The 18,804-nt window shown below is 45.3% G+C and carries 6 protein-coding genes; 3 read left to right on the plus strand and 3 right to left on the minus strand.

Going from position 1 to position 18,804, the window contains the following annotated elements; genetic code table 11:
• Positions 1 to 42: 42 nt before the first annotated feature.
• The gene (locus tag AACV20_RS12535) at positions 43 to 9,477 is read left to right on the plus strand and encodes a retention module-containing protein (RefSeq protein WP_170907387.1); all 9,435 of its coding nucleotides are present in this window, start codon (positions 43 to 45) and stop codon (positions 9,475 to 9,477) included.
• A 144-nt stretch (positions 9,478 to 9,621) separates the two neighbouring features.
• Here AACV20_RS12535 and AACV20_RS12540 read toward each other — a convergent pair whose 3' ends face one another.
• The 3 genes from AACV20_RS12540 to AACV20_RS12550 form a co-directional block, all read right to left on the minus strand.
• Positions 9,622 to 10,950, minus strand: coding sequence for an anaerobic C4-dicarboxylate transporter (locus AACV20_RS12540; RefSeq protein ID WP_019282634.1), 1,329 nt, complete (start codon positions 10,948 to 10,950; stop codon positions 9,622 to 9,624).
• Positions 10,951 to 11,230: 280 nt separating this feature from the next.
• Positions 11,231 to 11,680, minus strand: coding sequence for a GNAT family N-acetyltransferase (locus tag AACV20_RS12545; protein WP_010318425.1), 450 nt, complete (start codon positions 11,678 to 11,680; stop codon positions 11,231 to 11,233).
• 42 nt (positions 11,681 to 11,722) lie between these two features.
• Positions 11,723 to 12,817 (minus strand): response regulator, encoded by a 1,095-nt coding sequence (locus tag AACV20_RS12550; RefSeq protein ID WP_017045068.1) that lies wholly within the window; start codon positions 12,815 to 12,817, stop codon positions 11,723 to 11,725.
• A gap of 123 nt (positions 12,818 to 12,940) precedes the next feature.
• Here AACV20_RS12550 and AACV20_RS12555 point away from each other — a divergent pair, with 123 nt between their 5' ends.
• Both AACV20_RS12555 and AACV20_RS12560 read left to right on the plus strand, forming a co-directional pair.
• Positions 12,941 to 16,903 (plus strand): hybrid sensor histidine kinase/response regulator, encoded by a 3,963-nt coding sequence (locus tag AACV20_RS12555; RefSeq protein WP_170907388.1) that lies wholly within the window; start codon positions 12,941 to 12,943, stop codon positions 16,901 to 16,903.
• 141 nt (positions 16,904 to 17,044) lie between these two features.
• The gene (locus tag AACV20_RS12560) at positions 17,045 to 18,781 is read left to right on the plus strand and encodes a methyl-accepting chemotaxis protein (RefSeq protein WP_170907389.1); all 1,737 of its coding nucleotides are present in this window, start codon (positions 17,045 to 17,047) and stop codon (positions 18,779 to 18,781) included.
• Positions 18,782 to 18,804: the final 23 nt, after the last annotated feature.

Raw genomic sequence — 18,804 nt, forward strand, 5'->3', positions numbered from 1 at the left:
CGTTTTCTGAATCGATTTGCTAAAGAAGTATCTGGGGGCTCTATGGATTTACATGTGGTTGTTCAACCTGCGTTAGTACAAGAAGTGGTTGGTGATGTTATCGCAGCAGATGCCAAAGGTAATGCGCGTAAAGTAAGCGCGGGTGATCAATTAAATAAAGATGAAATCTTAATCACAGTGAATCATTCGTCGGTGACGATACTGTTTAATGGCCAAGCTACCGTAGTCGATCAGAATTGTATTACTTGTTTTAGCAATGCGTCACCAGATTCTGAGAGCTCAGTTGACTTAGTTCAATTTCCGATTGAAGGCGAGATCAACGCTGATCTGAGCTTATTAGACGAGGTGAGTTTTGACGCAGATAATATTGCCGCTATCCAACAAGCCATTTTAGATGGCCAAGACCCGACCCAAATACTTGAAGCAACCGCCGCCGGAGCCGGTGGTGAAGGCTCTGCAAATGCTGGGTTCATCACCATTGATTACAATTTTGCAGAAGTATTGGCGAGTACGTTTTTCGAAACTGCAGGGCGTGATGCTCAGCAATCATTGACTGAAACGAATTTGAGTCCGTTGCGTTTTACCGCTGGGGGTGAATCATTATCAGCGGCATTAGTTGAAGGTTCGCTCTCACTAAATTCGTATCCACAATCAGTGACGGCAAATGTTTTAATTGCGGCGGGAGATCTGCCACTGGATGCCGCCTCTTTTGTCCCTGAATCCCTTTCATTAGTTGCGCTATTGTCAGAGCTGAATAGCGATATTACTTCGGCTGGGCGATCAGTAAGCTTTCGTTACGATGCTACGGCTAACCATATTGTCGGTGAACTTGACGGCAGTGAAGTGCTACGGATTGATTTAGTGGCGACGTCTGTCGGTAAAGACATCAACTTAGAGATAGTGACGACCATTAGTCAACCGATTGACCATGTTCCCTCCGTGGGAGGTGGCTTAGTTTCTTTTGCTAATGATCAAATTGCGATTCAATTCGATGTAACCGGTTCTGATGTGGGTGGAAATCCTATTCGCTCGCCGATTTCTATCGCAATCAGTATTGGTGATGGTAATAACCCTGTTATATCCGATGAACCGTCGACGTCCGTTTATGAGGATAATTTGGTAAATATCGGTTCGGATGCCAGTGCTTCACAGACGATTACCGTTTCAGGACAGTTTGATACTCAATTGGGTTCTGATCAAATTGAAAGTTATCAGTTGGATTTAAGTGCTAATCCGTTGGCGGGGTTAACCTCGGCTGGTGTCGCGGTGCAATTGGCCTCTTCCTCGTCATTGAACGGGGTTTATACCTATCAGGCGAGCGCCAATGGCCAGCCTATTTTTGAGTTGATATTAAACCCAGACGGTCGTTACCAGTTTACGTTACAAGGCGCGCTGGATCATCCAGTCAATAGTGATGAGTTATTACTCAACCTTTCGGTATTGGCAACCGATTATGATGGTGATAGCTCTGAAAGTGTGCGTTTACCAATCAACATTATTGACGATAAACCTGAAATCATTGGTGTGGATGCGCTCAGCGTTGACGAAGACGATTTAGCGTCAGGCTCAGACAGTAGCAAAGAGCCGTTGTTCGCCGAAGGCTATTTCACCACCACTCAAGGGGCCGATACGGTAGTGAGTTATCAGCTTGATACCAGCATCAACCCCATCGCTGGGTTAACCTCGCAAGGTGAAAGTGTGGTATTAGGCGCGGCGACAGTTGACGCCAACGGTAACTACCTCTATCAAGCAAGTACTACCCCAAGCGGTCAGACGGTATTTAGCTTAGTGCTTAACGCAGATGGCAGTTATCGTTTTACCTTACAAGGGCCAATTGACCATGCGCAGGGGAGCGATGAGCTACTGGTGAATTTCAAGGTGGTTGCAACTGACTATGATGGCGACAGCGCCAACATTCTGCTGCCTGTCACCATTCATGATGATCAGCCAATCATCGCGAGCGTGCAAGCGCTCAGCGTTGACGAAGACGATTTAGCGTCAGGCTCAGACAGCAGCAAAGAGCCGTTGTTTGCAGAGGGAGTTTTTACTACTCAAAGCGCGGATAAGGTGGTGAGCTATCAGTTGGATACCAGCAGTAACCCGCTTGCAGGCCTAACTTCGCAAGGTGAAGCGGTGAGTTTGGGCGCGGCGACAATCGATGCCGACGGCAACTACCACTACCAAGCTAGCGCTGCACCGAGCGGCAATGCGGTGTTTAGTTTGGTGCTCAATGCGGATGGTAGCTATCGTTTTACCCTGCAAGGTCCGATTGACCATTCGCAGGGGAGCGATGAGCTGTTGGTAAATTTCAAGGTAGTGACAACCGATTATGATGGCGACAGCGCCAACATTCTGCTGCCCGTCACCATCCATGATGATCAGCCAATCATCAGCGGCGTGCAAGCGCTCAGCGTTGACGAAGACGATTTAACGTCAGGCTCAGACAGTAGCAAAGAGCCGCTGTTCGCTGAGGGAATGTTTACCACTCAAAGCGCCGATAAGGTGGTGAGCTATCAGTTGGATACTAGCAGTAACCCGCTTGCGGGCTTAACCTCGCAAGGCGAAGCGGTGATCTTGGGCGCGGCGACAATCGATGCCAATGGTAACTACCACTACCAAGCTAGCACCACACCCAGTGGCAATGCGGTGTTTAGCTTAGTGCTCAATGCGGATGGCAGTTACCGTTTTACTTTGCAAGGTCCGATTGATCACGCCGCAGGCAGCGATGAGCGACTGGTGAATTTCAAAGTGGTGGCGACGGACTATGATGGCGACGCCTCTGACATTCTACTGCCTGTCACTATTGTGGATGACAAGCCAACGATTGTCGGCATTCGCACTGGTAGCGAACAGAGCGTGGATGAAGATGACTTAGCCACGATCGGTTCTGATCGTTCAGACAGCACCGTTATTGCTGGGCACTTTGATGTGATTGACGGGGCCGATGGTATTGTCAGTTATCAAGTGTCTGATCTCACCACGCCTGTCGAGAATTTAACGTCTGGTGGTCAAGAGATAGAGATCATCCAAATTTCAAGCAGTAATGGTGTCACTGTTTATGAGGCGGTGATTAAGAATACGATGGACGTGGTTTTTCGTCTCACGTTAAATGGCTCGGCCGATAGTTACCAATTTGAACTGCTTAAAGCCATCGACCACCCTACTGCTGCTGGCGAAAATCTCTTTATTTTAGATCTTCCGATTACTGCAACTGATAGAGATGGCGATGTTTCAGCCTCAGTGAGTTTGCCAATATCGATTGTTGATGATATTCCAACTTTGCATGATAAAAGCATCACTAGTGTTGAAAATACGGCGATAAAAACAGTCAATTTATTTAGCCAAGACAACAATACCTCACCGGATACTCAAGGGGCTGATCACGCCGTTATCACTAAATTTGTGGCCGTTGATGAAGCGGGTCGTGATATTCAATTTAGGGATGGCAATGGTGCAAGCTTAGCTAATGAAATTGAACTTAACGGCGTCACAAAAACGGTCACGGTTGTCGAAATAAAAAATGGTGTTGAGCGTGATTTAGGCACACTGACGATTACGCCTAACGGTAACGCGACATTTAAACCAGTTGCTAGCCTTGAACATGGTGATGATCCGACCATTTCATTTACTGTCGATGTCACTGCGCAAGACTTTGATGGCGATGTCTCAACCGAACAGTTGAACATCAATATTCTTGATAGAAATGCCACTATCACAGTTGCTAATGTTATTGGCGCTGAAGACGCTGGACGCGATGGTGTCACTATTTTGTTTAACGACCCCAATCAAATCACTAATAGCCAAGATAACCAATCCGGCTTAAATACTTCACCGCTTAAAGTGGATTTGCAGATCAATCTTTATGATTTGGATCGCAATGAATCGATTGGTGATGTAAAAATCACGGCCAGCAACGCGCATGGCGATTTTTACTATCTCAATAGTTCGGATGTTTATGTCAAATTAGAGCTAGTCAGTGGACGATTTGTTTTGCCCGCAGATGCGGTGGAGCAAAGCTTAACAGGCAGTGTTGCTAAGATTGAAAACTTGTATTTTGTGCCTGACCGTCACTATGCCAGCGCTAACGGTGGCTTCCAACTCAATATTACTGTGCAGGTTTTGAATAATGGCCTGCATGATCATAATGTGAACGGGAAATTGCGCATTGAGGTGGAAAGTGTTGCCGATATTGCGACTTGGAACTCAAGCAGCCAATTTCATTATGATGCAGTAGAGGATAGTGACAATATTACTCTCGATGTTTTAGCGCAGACACAAGATAACAGCACCCCCGAAACAATCCTGTATGAGATCCGTTTTACTCAAGGTGAAGGTGAGGCGCAGCTAGTTTATGCCGATGGTACGCCGGTTGTAATGAGCTCGGATGCTTCAGGTCACTATTATCTTGTTAGCGCGAGTAACATTAACCAAGTACAAGTTGACCCCAATGATAATTTCAGTGGTCAGATCAAACTTGATATTACAGCGATCACGACCGAGCAAAATAACGCTCACGTTGGTAAAGAGAGCGCCCGATCAGAAACGAAAGAAATCGTGATAGATGTTAGCCCTGTTGCCGATATGGGTAGCTTCTCTGTCAATCGAATCAATGTTTTTGAAGATAATGCCGCTACGCAAAATACCGTTGACCCCACCACAGATCACGATCCCTTGTTATTAAGTGAAGTCATTACGATGGCGGGATCCGTTGATTCTGATGGTTCAGAAACACTCTATGTGCGTCTTTCTGATTTTTCAGAAACAGGTGTCACACTGATTTGGTTGGGAGCCGGAGCCAGCGAAATATCACAAATAACCGATGCCAATGGTCATACTTATTATGAAGTTCCTGAACAATATCTTGACCAAGTTGAAGTGCTACCCCCGTTGCATAGTAACGCTGATTTTACCTTCTCTGTTGAAGGGATTATTAAAGATGTGGTCAATCTTTCTACGGGTGCGGTGGCAGATGAAATATCGTTAGGTGTTAAGACGGTTAATGTTTCAGTTAAGGGCGTAGCAGATATTCCAACCATTGATTTTCACTCAAACAGTACTAACACTTGGAATGAATTTAGTGAAAATGGTCTGCAAGTGATTGAAACGACGATTGATGAAAATCAATCCGTTGGCTTTGGCTTTAGTGTGTTATCCGGTGAGCTTGCGGATAATCCAGCGGACAGCTCTGAGTCGATCACCGTTTTGCTGTCGAACATTCCAGATGGTGTCAAACTGTATGATAGTGTTGGTAGCGTGATTAACTTGGTATTTGTTGGTTACGATACTGCGCAACAACCTATTTATCAGGCGAATCTAACTTCAGCGCAGGTTGATTCAGGTATTCGAGTTGAGCCATCTCATTCATCGACCGAAAACATCAACATCAAAATGACCACCATCGTTACTGAAAATGATGGACATACGCGTCAAATTGAGTCGGAAATTCGCATTAAAGTGGTACCGGTGATTGATGTTGTTGACAACTATCAATCACACTCGCTTGGTAACGAGGACAGCCGCATTAATATTCATTGGCAGCCAGAAGAGGAACAACATCTTGATGCTGATGAATATTTTGCCTCTGTTACACTTTCTGGCTTCCCTGCTGGTAGTACTATTTACGTCGATGGTGTTGTCACGGCCTTAGACAGCGACGGCAAGCTCATTTTGACCCCCGCACTGGGACAGAGCGATCAAGATTTCTCAGCGCAAGTGCTGACAACTGGTTACGTTCAAGTTCAGCCACCAGAACACTCCAGTACTGATTTTACCTTGAGCACTGAGATTGTGGTTAAAGAGCAAGACAACGAATACGTCGATGCAATCAATTCTGGTGAAGGTATTGCTTCGAAAGTCATTCACGGCTCTGTTGATATCACGGTAAGGCCGATAGTTGAGGCTGATGGACAACTGCGTGTTGAAGAAAACGGCGTAGTCACAAATAAAGCTGTCGCAGATGCCTCTGGTGCGATCTATTTTACTATTAATGATGCGGCCGGCGGCGAGCCTGATGCGAACGTTATACGCTTTGATAATGCAGACACTCAATCGACAGAAGGTTACCAATCATTAGAAGTGGTCGACCAACTGGTGGTGCGTTTTAGCAATATTACGCCACAGGTACTTGATCAACTACTGATTACTGGTGCAATTAATAATGGGGATGGTTCATGGACCATTGTTGATGAGCAGAATTTCAGTGTAAAAGCACCGAATGGCCTGACATTGAGTAGTGGTAACGATCCTGATGGTGATGGTTATAACGACATCACTGTGACCATTTTTGCCCAAGTGTATGACCAAGGGGAAGATAGCTCTGAAGCCAAAGTGGTTCGACAAGTGCAATCAGAGATCACCTTGCAATTTCCGCTCACTGCGACGGGCAACAACACGGTAGCGGCTGACATTACTTTAGCTGGCAATGCGGATGATATTGTATTAGGCATCGAAGATAACGCCATTAATTTAGGTCAGCAAATCCAAGATAAATTGATGGTGAGTGCCTCAGGTTTTGATGGTGTAGAAGATGAGCTCAGTATTGTCATCGCGCAAAGTGTATTGCCAGTTGGCGCAAGTTTATCTGGTGGTCATTTTGATTTCGTTGATGGCTTATATGTGTACAAAGGTACCGTGAATACCGATGGCTCGATTTCAGGGTTAGAAAATCTGCATCTGCATCTGCCCGAAGATTACGCTGGCGACTTTAATTTGCCGATCACTTTTGTGACGACAGACACGGCTTCTGGTGACGAAAAAACCCTCAGTACGCAAATCCCGGTGGCAGTTTCTCCGGTGGCCGATGTTCCCGGAACGCATCAACCGCAAGATGATAACATTAACCCTAAAGCGACATTGACTGTGGAAGGTTCGCTTGGGTTAGATGCAAATCATCAGCCGACTTCAAGCTCGTCCGACGTTCCGACCAATGACGGCATAGGGTATGAAGATGGTATTATTCATCTTTCGCTCGACATTGACCTTGCTGATATTCGCAATAGCGCCACGGAAGGGCAAGAGGTGCTGAGCGAAGTCACCTTAACCCTGCAAGGAACCAATATCGGAACCTTTGTTGATGCGCAAGGCCATGATCTCGGTACCAGTATCACTTTTAGTCAGTCTCAGCTACCTGCGGCATTAGACAATGTTTATTTCAAACCCGCACCCAATTATCCGACTGGCGATGATGATAATACCGTCAACATTACTGTGGCGGGGAAAGTGACCGATATCACGCAATTTGATGATACCAATGCCAATGCGTTGGGTGTGGCTAATACTGATGCTGATAAGCCATTTACCACACAAGTAAGTTTTGATGTGACGCCAGTGGTAGACGACGTCATTATTTCCAGTGGTGGCAGCAGTGATATTGAAGTGCATGGATTGGAAGATGAGTGGATTGTCCTTTCTAAACCGGGTTCTGAATTTACCGTTGATCTGACCGATACAGATGGCTCTGAGGTATTTGTGTCGATCAAGCTTACTGGGGTGCCGACGGATTTTGTCGTGAGTTCTCTCTCTTCTGACTATACCGTGAAAAATAATGGTGGTGGTGAGTGGAGCATTCAGATTAACAATCCAGCACAAACCTCGATCAATTTATCCGATATTGCGATGAAACCGGCGAAGAACTTTAGTGGCGAAGTGGAAATCGGCATCAAGGTCTTTACCCAAGAATCCTTGCTTGGTGTGCCTGTAGAGCATAACGGCAGCTTTAGATTGGATATTACGCCCGTTGGGGATGTGGTGGATGCTGAACCAGTGACTAACGGCGCTGGCGATGAAGGCGTTGACATTGAAATTGATATCAACGCGCAAATTATCGATAAAGCCGATTCGATTGCAGCCGGTGCTAACCATAGTGAAAACTCGCCAGAAACGTTGCGAATTGAAGTTTCCGGGGTGCCAGATGGAGCAAGTATTGCATTGCCTGATGGCACGCTGGGGACTTACATCGGTGGTGGCGTATGGCTGTTGAATGCCGATGCGCAAAGCTTAGATAAACTGATTTTTAATTCTGGTGATTGGCATAAGGACACTTGGGCGGGAGATCTGACGATTAAAGTACAGTCGGTTGATACAGGGCTGGACGGTACTGAACATTTGGGACCTGCGCGTGAGTTTACTGTTTCAGTTGATGTTCAGGCGGTCAATGATGCGCCCACCATTGATACTGCTACGGTCACCACAACGATTGATGAAGAGGCGGGGCAAAAAGTTACCGGCTTGAGTGTGAGTGATGTTGATTACGCTGGATCACATACCAACGACATCATGACGGTAACTTTGAGCGTGAGCGAAGGTTTGCTCAGTGCCGTGATTCCCGCGTTAAGTTCTGTCACGCAGAGCACCAATTTGGCTGGAGAACTTGTCCTACAAGGCACGTTATCGGATATCAACGCACTACTCAATAGCAGCGATCCCGCCAGTGGTGTTTTTGTTGATGCCACCGCGATTGGCAGTGACCATATTGATCTGACAATTAAGGCCAATGATGGTGGTGTTTATGCCGACAATGTTTCTGGTATGGCGTTAGAAGAGACAGAAACCGTCAGTATTGCGGTGACGCCCAAAGCCAATACGCCGATATTAACCCTTGATCCGAGCTTTAATTATATGAAGCAGACGTATGTTAGCCAAAGTATCAGCGCTCAAGGTATTGCATTGCTGGGGTTAATCGCGGCATTAACGGATAGCCATGAAGTGTTGTCATTGGAGATCGACAGTCTGCCAAGTGGCGCAACGCTTTCCAGTAGCTCGGGCAGCGTGACTGAGCAAAACGGAGTGTGGATTGTTTCCGCTGATGCTATCGACGGATTACAGGTTAGCGGGCTCGATTTAGGGCAACACACTCTGTCGGTAGCGGCTATCTCAACAGAAACGGATGGTAGCCGTGCAGCCTCTGCATCAATTGATATTGCGATTGAAGTATTGCCTGACGGTAGCACGATTGATCAATCAACGAACGGGGATGATGCGCAATTGCTCGCCGGTAATGTTGGAGCGCAGTTGCTAGGAGGCAGTGGTCATGATCACCTTGAAGGTGGCGATGGTGATGACTCCTTAGTGGGTGGTGGCGGAAATGATACCTTGATTGGCGGGCTTGGTGTCGACATCTTAACCGGGGGAAGTGGCGCTGACATATTTAAATGGACGCCCGATACTGTTGATGAGCAAACCGACACTATCACTGATTTCAACGCTGGTGAAGGTGATGTGATAGATCTCACTGATGTTGTGGCCGATTTACATTTGCCCATGGATCAACTGCTCGCTTCATTACAGGCTTCTAACCAGATAGAAGCGAAAGTAATAGCCAACACGACGGATGTGGAATTGGATATCATAACAGACAATAACGTACATCAAACCATTGTGGTGCAAGATCTTGCCAGCCAATTCAATTTTGATGGCATGGCGTCGATTGACATTGTTGGTTTCTTATTGGACAACAACATTATCAAGCATGACGTTTAAATAAAGAAAAGGGCAGTTAAATAAAGAAAAAGTGCACCCAACGGCTTCAGGCTCAGTTGGGTGCACTTTTATTTAGCAGCAAACACATATTTAGCAGTAAACACACCCCCGCACTGATCAGTCTGGGGTGTGTTTTATAGTGGGTTAACCAATGACGATTTGGCTCAGCACATAACCTAAACAGCACGCACTTACGACGCCAATTAAACCGACGGACATGAACGAGTGGTTGAAGTAGTACTTACCGATTTTGGTGGTGCCTGTGGTATCAAAGTTGACCGTCGCAATGTCTGACGGATAGTTCGGAATAAAAAAGTAGCCGTACAATGCAGGCATTAAGCCCACCAGTAGCGCAGGTTCTAAACCTAGCCCGAGGCCTACAGGTAACATCATCACCGCTACTGCGGCTTGTGAGTTCACCACAACAGAAACAATGAATAGTGCAAGCGCGAAGGTCCAGTGATGGTCGGTAACCATTTCAACAATGCCTGATTTAAACTGCGGCATCGCATATTGGAAATAGGTATCCGACATCCAAGCAATACCGAAGATCGCAATCGCCGCCACCATACCCGATTTGAATACCACGCCGTTTGGTACATCACGTGGGTCGGTTTTGGTTGCCAGTAAAATGATACCGCCAAAGCAGAGCATCATCATCTGGATAACCACCGCCATACTGATCGGTTTACTGCCTTCAACAATAGTGCGTGTTTCTGGCACCATCGCTAGCACGACTATGGTTAATATCGCACCAATGAAAATCAACACAGAATTACGCGCTGCCGCGGGTAACGTTTCATTCAGCGTTGTCGCGGTTGTGTTTAGGATTTTCTCTTTCCACACCGGATCTTGCAGACGTTCTTGATACTCAGGATCATCATCTAGTTCTTTCCCGCGGCGCAAGCTGTACAAAGACATCAACAGCGTACCGAATAAGGTCGCAGGTACAGTGACCAGCAAAATAGAGAGCAAGGTGATCTCGTGTTGAATATTCGACAATTGAGCAAGGTAGTAGACAACGGCCGCTGAGATTGGGGAAGCGGTAATCGCGATTTGCGAAGCAACAGAAGACGCAGCCATTGGACGTTCAGGACGGATCCCATTTTTCAATGCCACATCGCCAATGATCGGCATGATGGAATACACCGCATGGCCAGTACCCAGCATAAACGTCATTGCGTAAGTGACGAACGGTGCAATTAAAGTGACATTTTTCGGGTTCTTACGCAGTAAACGTTCTGCCACTTGCAGCATGTATTTCAATCCGCCAGCCGCTTCGAGTATTGAAGCACAGGTGACAACGGCAAGAATGATCAACATGACGGTGATCGGTGGTGATGTGGGTGGCATTTTGAAGACAAAAACTTCAATGACCAAGCCAATACCAGAAACCACACCAAGGCCAATACCACCGTAGCGTGAGCCTATATAGAGCATTAATAGCAGGAATAAAAATTCCAAATACAACATATCTGTTTCCTATCCAAAGGTGTTAATGAAAATATTGTCTAACGTAACGTTAAAAAAAGATGAAACCTTGTTCACACAACCATTTAGCCTATAAATGAAACGACATTAATCAGAGGTTGCTCACGTATTTTATTCAATAAGTAATCAATATGAATAAACAAATGTAACTATTTTGTTGTGCTACAGGGGGGCTGGCGTTAATGATGAAGCTTATTTTCTCGCCGCGTAGGCTATTTGCCGATCGCCAACCCTAATTTAAGATAGCACAAAGGGTACTTAGCTATTGGCCTTTGGGGGTTGGAATGAAATGCATATGAGAAAACTCATCGTCCATTTGGTAGTGCGTAAACCCAAATCGCTGATACAAAGCACCGACGGGGCTACCTTGCAAATAACAGAGCTTACATGGGTATTGAGTCAGATTAGCTTGGTTGACGACCAGTTGTAACACTTGGCTACCCACCCCTCTATTTTGAAAATCTGGCAGAATAAAAAAGCGCGAGAAATAGAGATTTTCATGCTTGCTCTGCAGTAAATAAGTGCCTATTGGTTGGCCATCGGCGCAGATGATGGTTGGTAGACCAGAGTGCCATTCTTGGCGATGCAGTACTTGTTGCAACTCTTCATCCCAGCCAAATATCGCCGTAATACCATCCATTTCTGCGACTTTTTTTAGATCAAAAGCAAATTGATAATCGCTGTCACTTGCGGGGCGAAAGGTTACCTTCATACGCTTATCTTTTTGTTTAATAATACGTTGCTTACCAAGATATCAATCGTCGGCGTATTCATGTGCAATTGAGATAAAACGTTCTTCTATCGCCAAGAAAGCATCAATGACTTCTGGGTCAAAGTGGCGTCCTTTTCCTTCTAAAAGAATGGTTTTTGCATTGTCATGAGGCATTGCTTCTTTATAGATACGCCGGCAAATCAGTGCATCATATACATCAGCAACAGCCATTAAGCGTGCACTGAGAGGGATAGCATCACCTCGTAAGCCCTGAGGATAGCCAGAACCATCCCATTTCTCATGGTGTCCATAGGCGATCTCTTTCGCCATATCGATAAGGTCATTTTTCGCGCCTGACATCTTTTCCGCTTTTTCTAGCGCACGTAGACCTAAGCTGGCATGGCCTTTCATGATCTCAAACTCATCACTGTCCAGTTTTCCTGGTTTTAATAGTATGTTGTCGGCGATGCCCACTTTACCAATATCGTGTAAAGGGGCAGCTTTAAAGTAGGTATTAATAACATTCGGCGTTAGCTTTTGTTGATATTTTGGCAGCTTAGCCAGTTGCTCGGCTAACGCTTTGACGTAATGTTGTGTTCGCAGGATATGGTTACCAGTATCTGGGTCTCTGGTTTCAGCGAGACTGGCGAGAGCATACACGACCGCGTCTTGCATTTTATCCAATTCATTTGAACGTTTGATCACCTCTTTTTCCAAGTAGCCATTTTGGTTCTTCAGTATGTCTTTTGAGATCTTGTTTTGCAGGTGAGTATCTACTCTGGCTCTTAGCAACGGTACGCTTACGGGTTTGTATACATAGTCAACCGCACCTAACTCAAAGCCTAGTTTTTGATCTTCAGGGTTATCTTTTGCGGTCAGAAAAATCACAGGGATGTCTTGGGTGTTAGGGTTTGCCATGATCTTTTGTATGACTTCAAAACCTGACATTTCCGGCATAACAATATCGAGCAACACTAGGTCAATAGAAAACTTGTCTAAGATACTGAGCGCCATCGGGCCTGATTTAGCGGCCTTGACATGATATCGGTTAGCCAACCCCTGTGACATAAATGCAAGGTTATCTGGCGAATCATCGACGATTAACACGGTACAATTGTCCAAGTTTTCGATGGGCATGAGTCTTTCCTAATAAAAAATAGCAATTGAGCGGCGAAGGTTGGGTTTAAGTCTAAACTTATCAATAACTATAGCTAATCTCAGCGTTAGTAGAGTGAGAAAATTATTAAGAAGGCGCTTCACATGCGATCCATCCGAACTTTATTCACCGTCTTATTTATTGCTATGGGATTATGTTCCATTGCGATGTTTAGTATCACAGACAAAGTAGCCGCTCTGAGAACGGAGAGCCGACAACTGAACGACGAACTTTACCGTTTCTATCGTCTGTCACAAGAGTTGAAGCAGAGCTCAGATCACTTAACCAAATTTGCCCGGGCCTACGCTTCGACGGGCGATGAAAAGTGGCTCAACCTTTTTAATTATGTACTGAGCGTCAGAAATGGTTCGGTGCCTTTACCGAAAGGGAATGAGTACGAATTTTGGGATGTCGTTGCACAAAACAAACTACTTGCCCGTTCACTGGGTGGCGCACCAGACAACCCTTCGTTACTCGATAGAATGCGTCTTTCGGGCATTGAATCGGTGGAGTTTTTGGAGCTCAAAAATGCGCTTACTTTGTCTGATTCACTGGTGTCACTCGAAAGAGAAGCCTTCATGGCCATCAAAGGATGGAAAAAGAATAGCCAAGGCGAATTTGTCGACACAGGTGAGCCGGATTTGGAATTGGCTCGGGCTATTCTCTATGGTGACCAATACTTCGCGGAAAAGGCGAAAATTATGCAGGCGATTGGTTCTGCGCATCAATCGATCATGCAACGCATGGAGCAAAACATTCAACGTGCCGATAGCGAAGCGCTGCGTTATGAATGGATAAACTTGGCGTTAGTATTAACCTTACTCAGCGTGATCATCGCCTCCTTTGTTCTGCTGTGGCGTCTTTACATCAATCCGTTAAGTCAGCTACTCAAAACGGTTGTGACTCAAGTCAAACGGGAAGATTACGCTTTTACGATCACTCAAACCGCCTATGCAGAGCTGCAACATTTTATCGACAGTTTGAATGTGGTGTTTCATCATATCGCTGAGCAGCTTAGCCAAAATACTTTACTTAAAGATTTCAATATCATCCTGCGCAAAAACGATTCTACGGACCGTTTGTGTAATGAAGTTACGCAATTCTTACTGCATCAATTTCCTTTGGAAATGGTTGGCATGTACATCTATCAAGAGGGCGTATTAAAACGAGTGGCTGGGGTGGGTTATGGTGAGCATTCGGCCAGAGAATACACCGATCCATCATCGACGCAGCTTAGCGTCTTGCTCAGCGGTCAGCCCTATGCGATGAAAGCACTCGATGGCAACTGTCACATTGAATTTAACGGTGGCAAGTTAGTCATTAACGAAGTGTATTATTTGCCGCTGCACGTCAATCAGCATCCTGTCGCTTTACTAGAGCTGGGTACTATCGGGTCGTTGTCGAGTTTGCAATTTCAGTGGTTATCGCAAATGTTGGATGACTTATCGGTCAGTATTCAATTGAGCCAAAACATTGAAATTCAGCGACGAGCCGAGCAGAAAGTACTCGAACAATCTCAACTGAATCAAGAGATCCTCGATGCGACGCCGAACCCCATGTATTGCTTGTCGGCCTCGGGTACGTATCTCACCATTAACGCTAAGTTTATGGATTTAGTTGGCCTGTCGGCCGAGCAAATTATCGGTAAATCGCCGCAAGATATCTTTCAAAATGAAACGGCGACCATTTTTGCCCAAGTACATAAAAGGCTTGGAGAGGAGCAGTCTTCGCAAGATTACGAATTGTCTCTCTATGACGCTTCGCACCACAAAAGAGAGATGTTGGTATACGAAGCTTCTTTCCAAAATAATCGTGGTGAAGTTTCTGGAATTGTCGGAATTTTGCTTGATTTAACCGATCGCAAGCAGATGGAAGAGCAATTAAGAGAAGCTAAAGAGACCGCGGATGCCATGAGCCAAGCCAAAGGCGATTTCCTCGCGAACATGAGCCACGAGATCCGTACACCAATGAATGCCATTTTGGGCATGGCCCATCTAGCGCTCAATACCGAGCTCAATCCTACGCAACAAAAATACATTTCACGGATTAATGAATCGGCGAAAAACTTACTTGGCATCATTAACGACATTTTGGATTTTTCCAAAATAGAGGCGGGCAAGCTGAATGTTGAGCACATTGATTTTAGCCTTGATGAGGTATTGGATAACCTCACCACCTTAATTTCGCTAAAAGCCCAAGAGAAAAACATCGAGTTTTTATTAGATATCGACCCACATATTCCAGTGGGCTTGGTGGGCGACCCGCTGCGTTTGGGGCAAGTTCTCGTTAACTTATGTGGCAATGCGGTGAAATTTACCGAACAAGGGGAGATCATCGTTTCGGCGCGAGTCGTGGGGCAAAACGACGCCAACGTGACCTTGAAGTTTACCGTTTCTGATACAGGTATTGGCATTGCTGAATCTAATGTAGCCACTCTATTCTCTGCATTTTCTCAAGCTGATAATAGCATTACTCGCCAATATGGAGGCACGGGCTTGGGGCTTAGTATCAGTAAACAGTTAGTCGGATTGATGGGTGGCGACATTCAAGTTCGCAGTGAAGAAGGGTCAGGATCCACCTTTGAATTCACGGTTGAGTGTGGGCTGCAAGAAGCCAAAATGCGCGATATCGCTAAGCCACTCAGCGCTCTAGCAGGCAAACGTGCGTTGGTAGTCGATGATAATGACTCGGCGCGCAATATTTTAATGACATTGCTCAATGCGATGCATTTTGAAGCGAAGTCAGTCAGTAACGGTTTTGAGGCGCTCGATGAAATTCGCAATACGCATTTTGATATGCTGTTTATTGATTGGAATATGCCGGGTATGAATGGCATAGAGTTGCTGCAGAGAATGAAACCATTGGGTGTTTTTGATAACACCAAACGATTCCTCGTCACGGCTTACGGCCGAGAAATCTCCTTGGTGGGAGAAAACAGTAAATTAGTCGATGCCTTGATTGTGAAACCTGTGAACCCATCAAATCTCCTTGACGCCATTATGGACAGCTACGGCATCGAGCAATTAAGGCAGAGCCATGAGTATCTTGATCATGATACAAGGCCAACATTTATTGGGCAAAAAGTGCTTTTGGTAGAAGATAACGAAGTGAACCAAGAGGTGGCTTTCGGCCTGTTAGAAAGTACTCAATTGAGCATTGTCCTTGCTAATAATGGACAAGAAGCTTTGACGAAATTGCAGCAAGAAGCTTTTGATTTAGTGCTGATGGATATGCAGATGCCCATTATGGATGGTATCAGTGCGACGAAAGAGATCCGCCAGCATGAGGAGTGGAAAACGCTACCAATTGTTGCAATGACCGCCAATGCGATGTCTTCAGATGTCGAGCATTGTTTAAATGCAGGTATGAATGATCATGTGGCGAAACCAATTGATGTACAGCGCTTGTACCACGTACTACGCAAATATTTAAAGGCGGATGAAACCACGCCAGTACCCTCAACGGTATTACCGAATCAAGTGAAACCGAGCACTGGCTACCCAGAATTGACGGGTATTGATGTGGAGCAAGCGATTTTCCGAATTGGTGGCAATGCGCAGCGATACTTTGAAATATTGGATCACTTCCTTGCCAGCCAGCAGCAAGAAATAGCCGCATTCCCCAAATTGATTGATAAGGGGCAGTGGGAAGAGGCAGAGCGAGTGATGCACACCCTAAAAGGTTCAGCGGCTAATCTAGGGATTGAGCCTATTGCGCAGCTAGCCAACGAGATGGAAGGGGTAGTGCAGCGACATACGAAACCCGCCATTCAAGATCTCAACACGGTATCAAAGTTGATGTCTACTTTGTTGGATGAGCTAAGGGATTGGGAGCAGACACAATTACATCCGCAGCAAGAGCACCGTGATATTGCGTTGCTCTACCAACAATTAGTGCAATGTGTTGAAAACTACGATGCTGATGCGATTCATATGATCCACCAAATTAAACAATGCAATTTATGGTCTGACGAGCAAAGGAAAAGTTTGATGCATGCGATTGAAGATTTTGATTTTGAAGCGGCTAAAGAGGTATTGGCTCAGTTGCCAGTACCGACTGAAAAATAAGTTGAAGCATGATAGTACTTAAAGTTGACGCAATAATTGTGGCGTAAAATTCGACATTTTGGCCATTCTCATCCTATGCTAAAAGCAATAATAATGAATAAACAGAAATAATTTCGTTGATAAATGAAGAAGGATACTTTTATGAATATCAACAACACCATGAAGCTCGTGTTTGCTGTCATCGGTATTGGTATTGTCATTAGTGTTGTGACGGTATTACAGCTCAATGGGCTGATGCAACAAGTTGATAATATGGCTCAAGTTCGTTATCAATCTTACCAAGCGGCCGATGAGCTTCGTCAAAGCTCTGATGATCTAACTCGGTTGGGCCGAACTTATGTGGTCAGTGGCGATGAAAAGTATGAAAAAATGTACATGGATATTCTTGATATTCGTAATGGTAAGAAACCTCGCCCGCAGAACTACCACACGATATATTGGGACCTTGTGCTGCAATATGGACAAAAACCTAAAGCAGACGGTAAAAATATCTCTCTCAACCAAATGATGACGGATCTTGGTTTTACTCCGCAAGAGTTTAGTTTGCTCAAAGAAGCTCAAGCTAATTCCGATGGCTTAGTGAACATGGAAGTCAAAGCGATGAATGCTGTTAAGGGGCTTTACCCTGATAGCAATGGCAACTACACCGTTAGAAAAGAGCCAGACCGTAATATGGCGATTTCTCTCTTACACAGTAATGAATACCATCAAGAGAAAGCCAAAATCATGGCTCCGATCGATAAGTTCTTTATTGAATTAGAAAATCGAACCAATAAACAATTCATGGATGCGGCGCAGAAAGTAAAAAGTACGGTATTGATTGGTAATATCTCCTTAATTAGCGTTTTTGTTATTGCCATTATTGGGTATGCCATTGTTAACCGAAAAGTAGTGAAGCCGATTGATACCATGGCTAAATTGCTACAACAAGTAGACAAAAATTCTGATTTGACTTTGCGAGTTGACGATAACAGTCACAACGAACTGAGTATAATCGGCGGCACCATTAATAAGGTGCTTGGTAGTTATGCCACAACCATTAGCAAAATAAACCAGGTAAACCACACCATTTCGGCCATCTCTGAAACGATAAGCGATGTCACCAAACAAAACGTCAAAGTGGCGAATCAGCAAAATCAAGAACTTGAAATGGCGGCGACGGCGATGGAAGAGATGACATCGGCGCTCTCTAGCGTGGCGGAAAGCACCACCATGGCAGAAGAGTATGCGGGCAGCGCGGAAAAAGAAGCCAGTACCAGTAAACAGGTCTTTGATAAAACGACCCATGAATTCGGTGAATTAGAGGGTGAATTTACCAAAACATCCGAGATCATCCAGCAACTTGCGAATGAGTCTAATAACGTTGGTAATGTGCTTGATGTGATTAAAGCGATTGCTGAACAAACCAACCTACTGGCGTTGAACGCGGCGATAGAGGCTGCTCGTGCGGGTGAGCAAGGTCGCGGTTTTGCGGTGGTAGCGGATGAAGTACGCTCACTTGCCCAACGAACTCAACAATCGACGGGTGAGATCGAGAGCATGATTTCGATGCTGCAAGAGAAAGCAGAACAATCGACCAAAACGATCCGGGTGAGTGCTGATAAAATGCAGTCAACGCGCTCTAATATGTCGGTGGCGAACGAAGCGCTTGGTACCATCCAAGGATCGGCGATTGAGATCCATAAATTGAATACGTCGATATCGGCTGCGACAGAAGAGCAATTGGCTGTGAGCGACGAAATTTCCAGCAATCTCAGTAACATTAAAGCCCTTTCGGGTGATATGAACGTTGCCATCAATCAACTCGGGCCTGTCGTTGTTGATTTGCAACGTAATGTCGATGAGTTAAATAGCGCGATTAAGCACATCCGCACTTAAATTTAATATCCTCTCCTTGCTAT

The sequence above is a fragment of the Vibrio sp. B4-6 genome, from assembly GCF_963888245.1.
GTDB lineage: Bacteria > Pseudomonadota > Gammaproteobacteria > Enterobacterales > Vibrionaceae > Vibrio > Vibrio anguillarum.

What these genes read in the sequence shown, in the direction of transcription:
- AACV20_RS12560 (WP_170907389.1), top strand. Translation starts at nt 17,045, where the DNA reads ATGAATATCAACAACACCATGAAGCTCGTGTTTGCTGTCATCGGTATT.
- AACV20_RS12535 (WP_170907387.1), top strand. Translation starts at nt 43, where the DNA reads ATGGATTTACATGTGGTTGTTCAACCTGCGTTAGTACAAGAAGTGGTT.
- AACV20_RS12550 (WP_017045068.1), bottom strand. Translation starts at nt 12,817, where the DNA reads ATGCCCATCGAAAACTTGGACAATTGTACCGTGTTAATCGTCGATGAT.
- AACV20_RS12545 (WP_010318425.1), bottom strand. Translation starts at nt 11,680, where the DNA reads ATGAAGGTAACCTTTCGCCCCGCAAGTGACAGCGATTATCAATTTGCT.
- AACV20_RS12555 (WP_170907388.1), top strand. Translation starts at nt 12,941, where the DNA reads ATGCGATCCATCCGAACTTTATTCACCGTCTTATTTATTGCTATGGGA.
- AACV20_RS12540 (WP_019282634.1), bottom strand. Translation starts at nt 10,950, where the DNA reads ATGTTGTATTTGGAATTTTTATTCCTGCTATTAATGCTCTATATAGGC.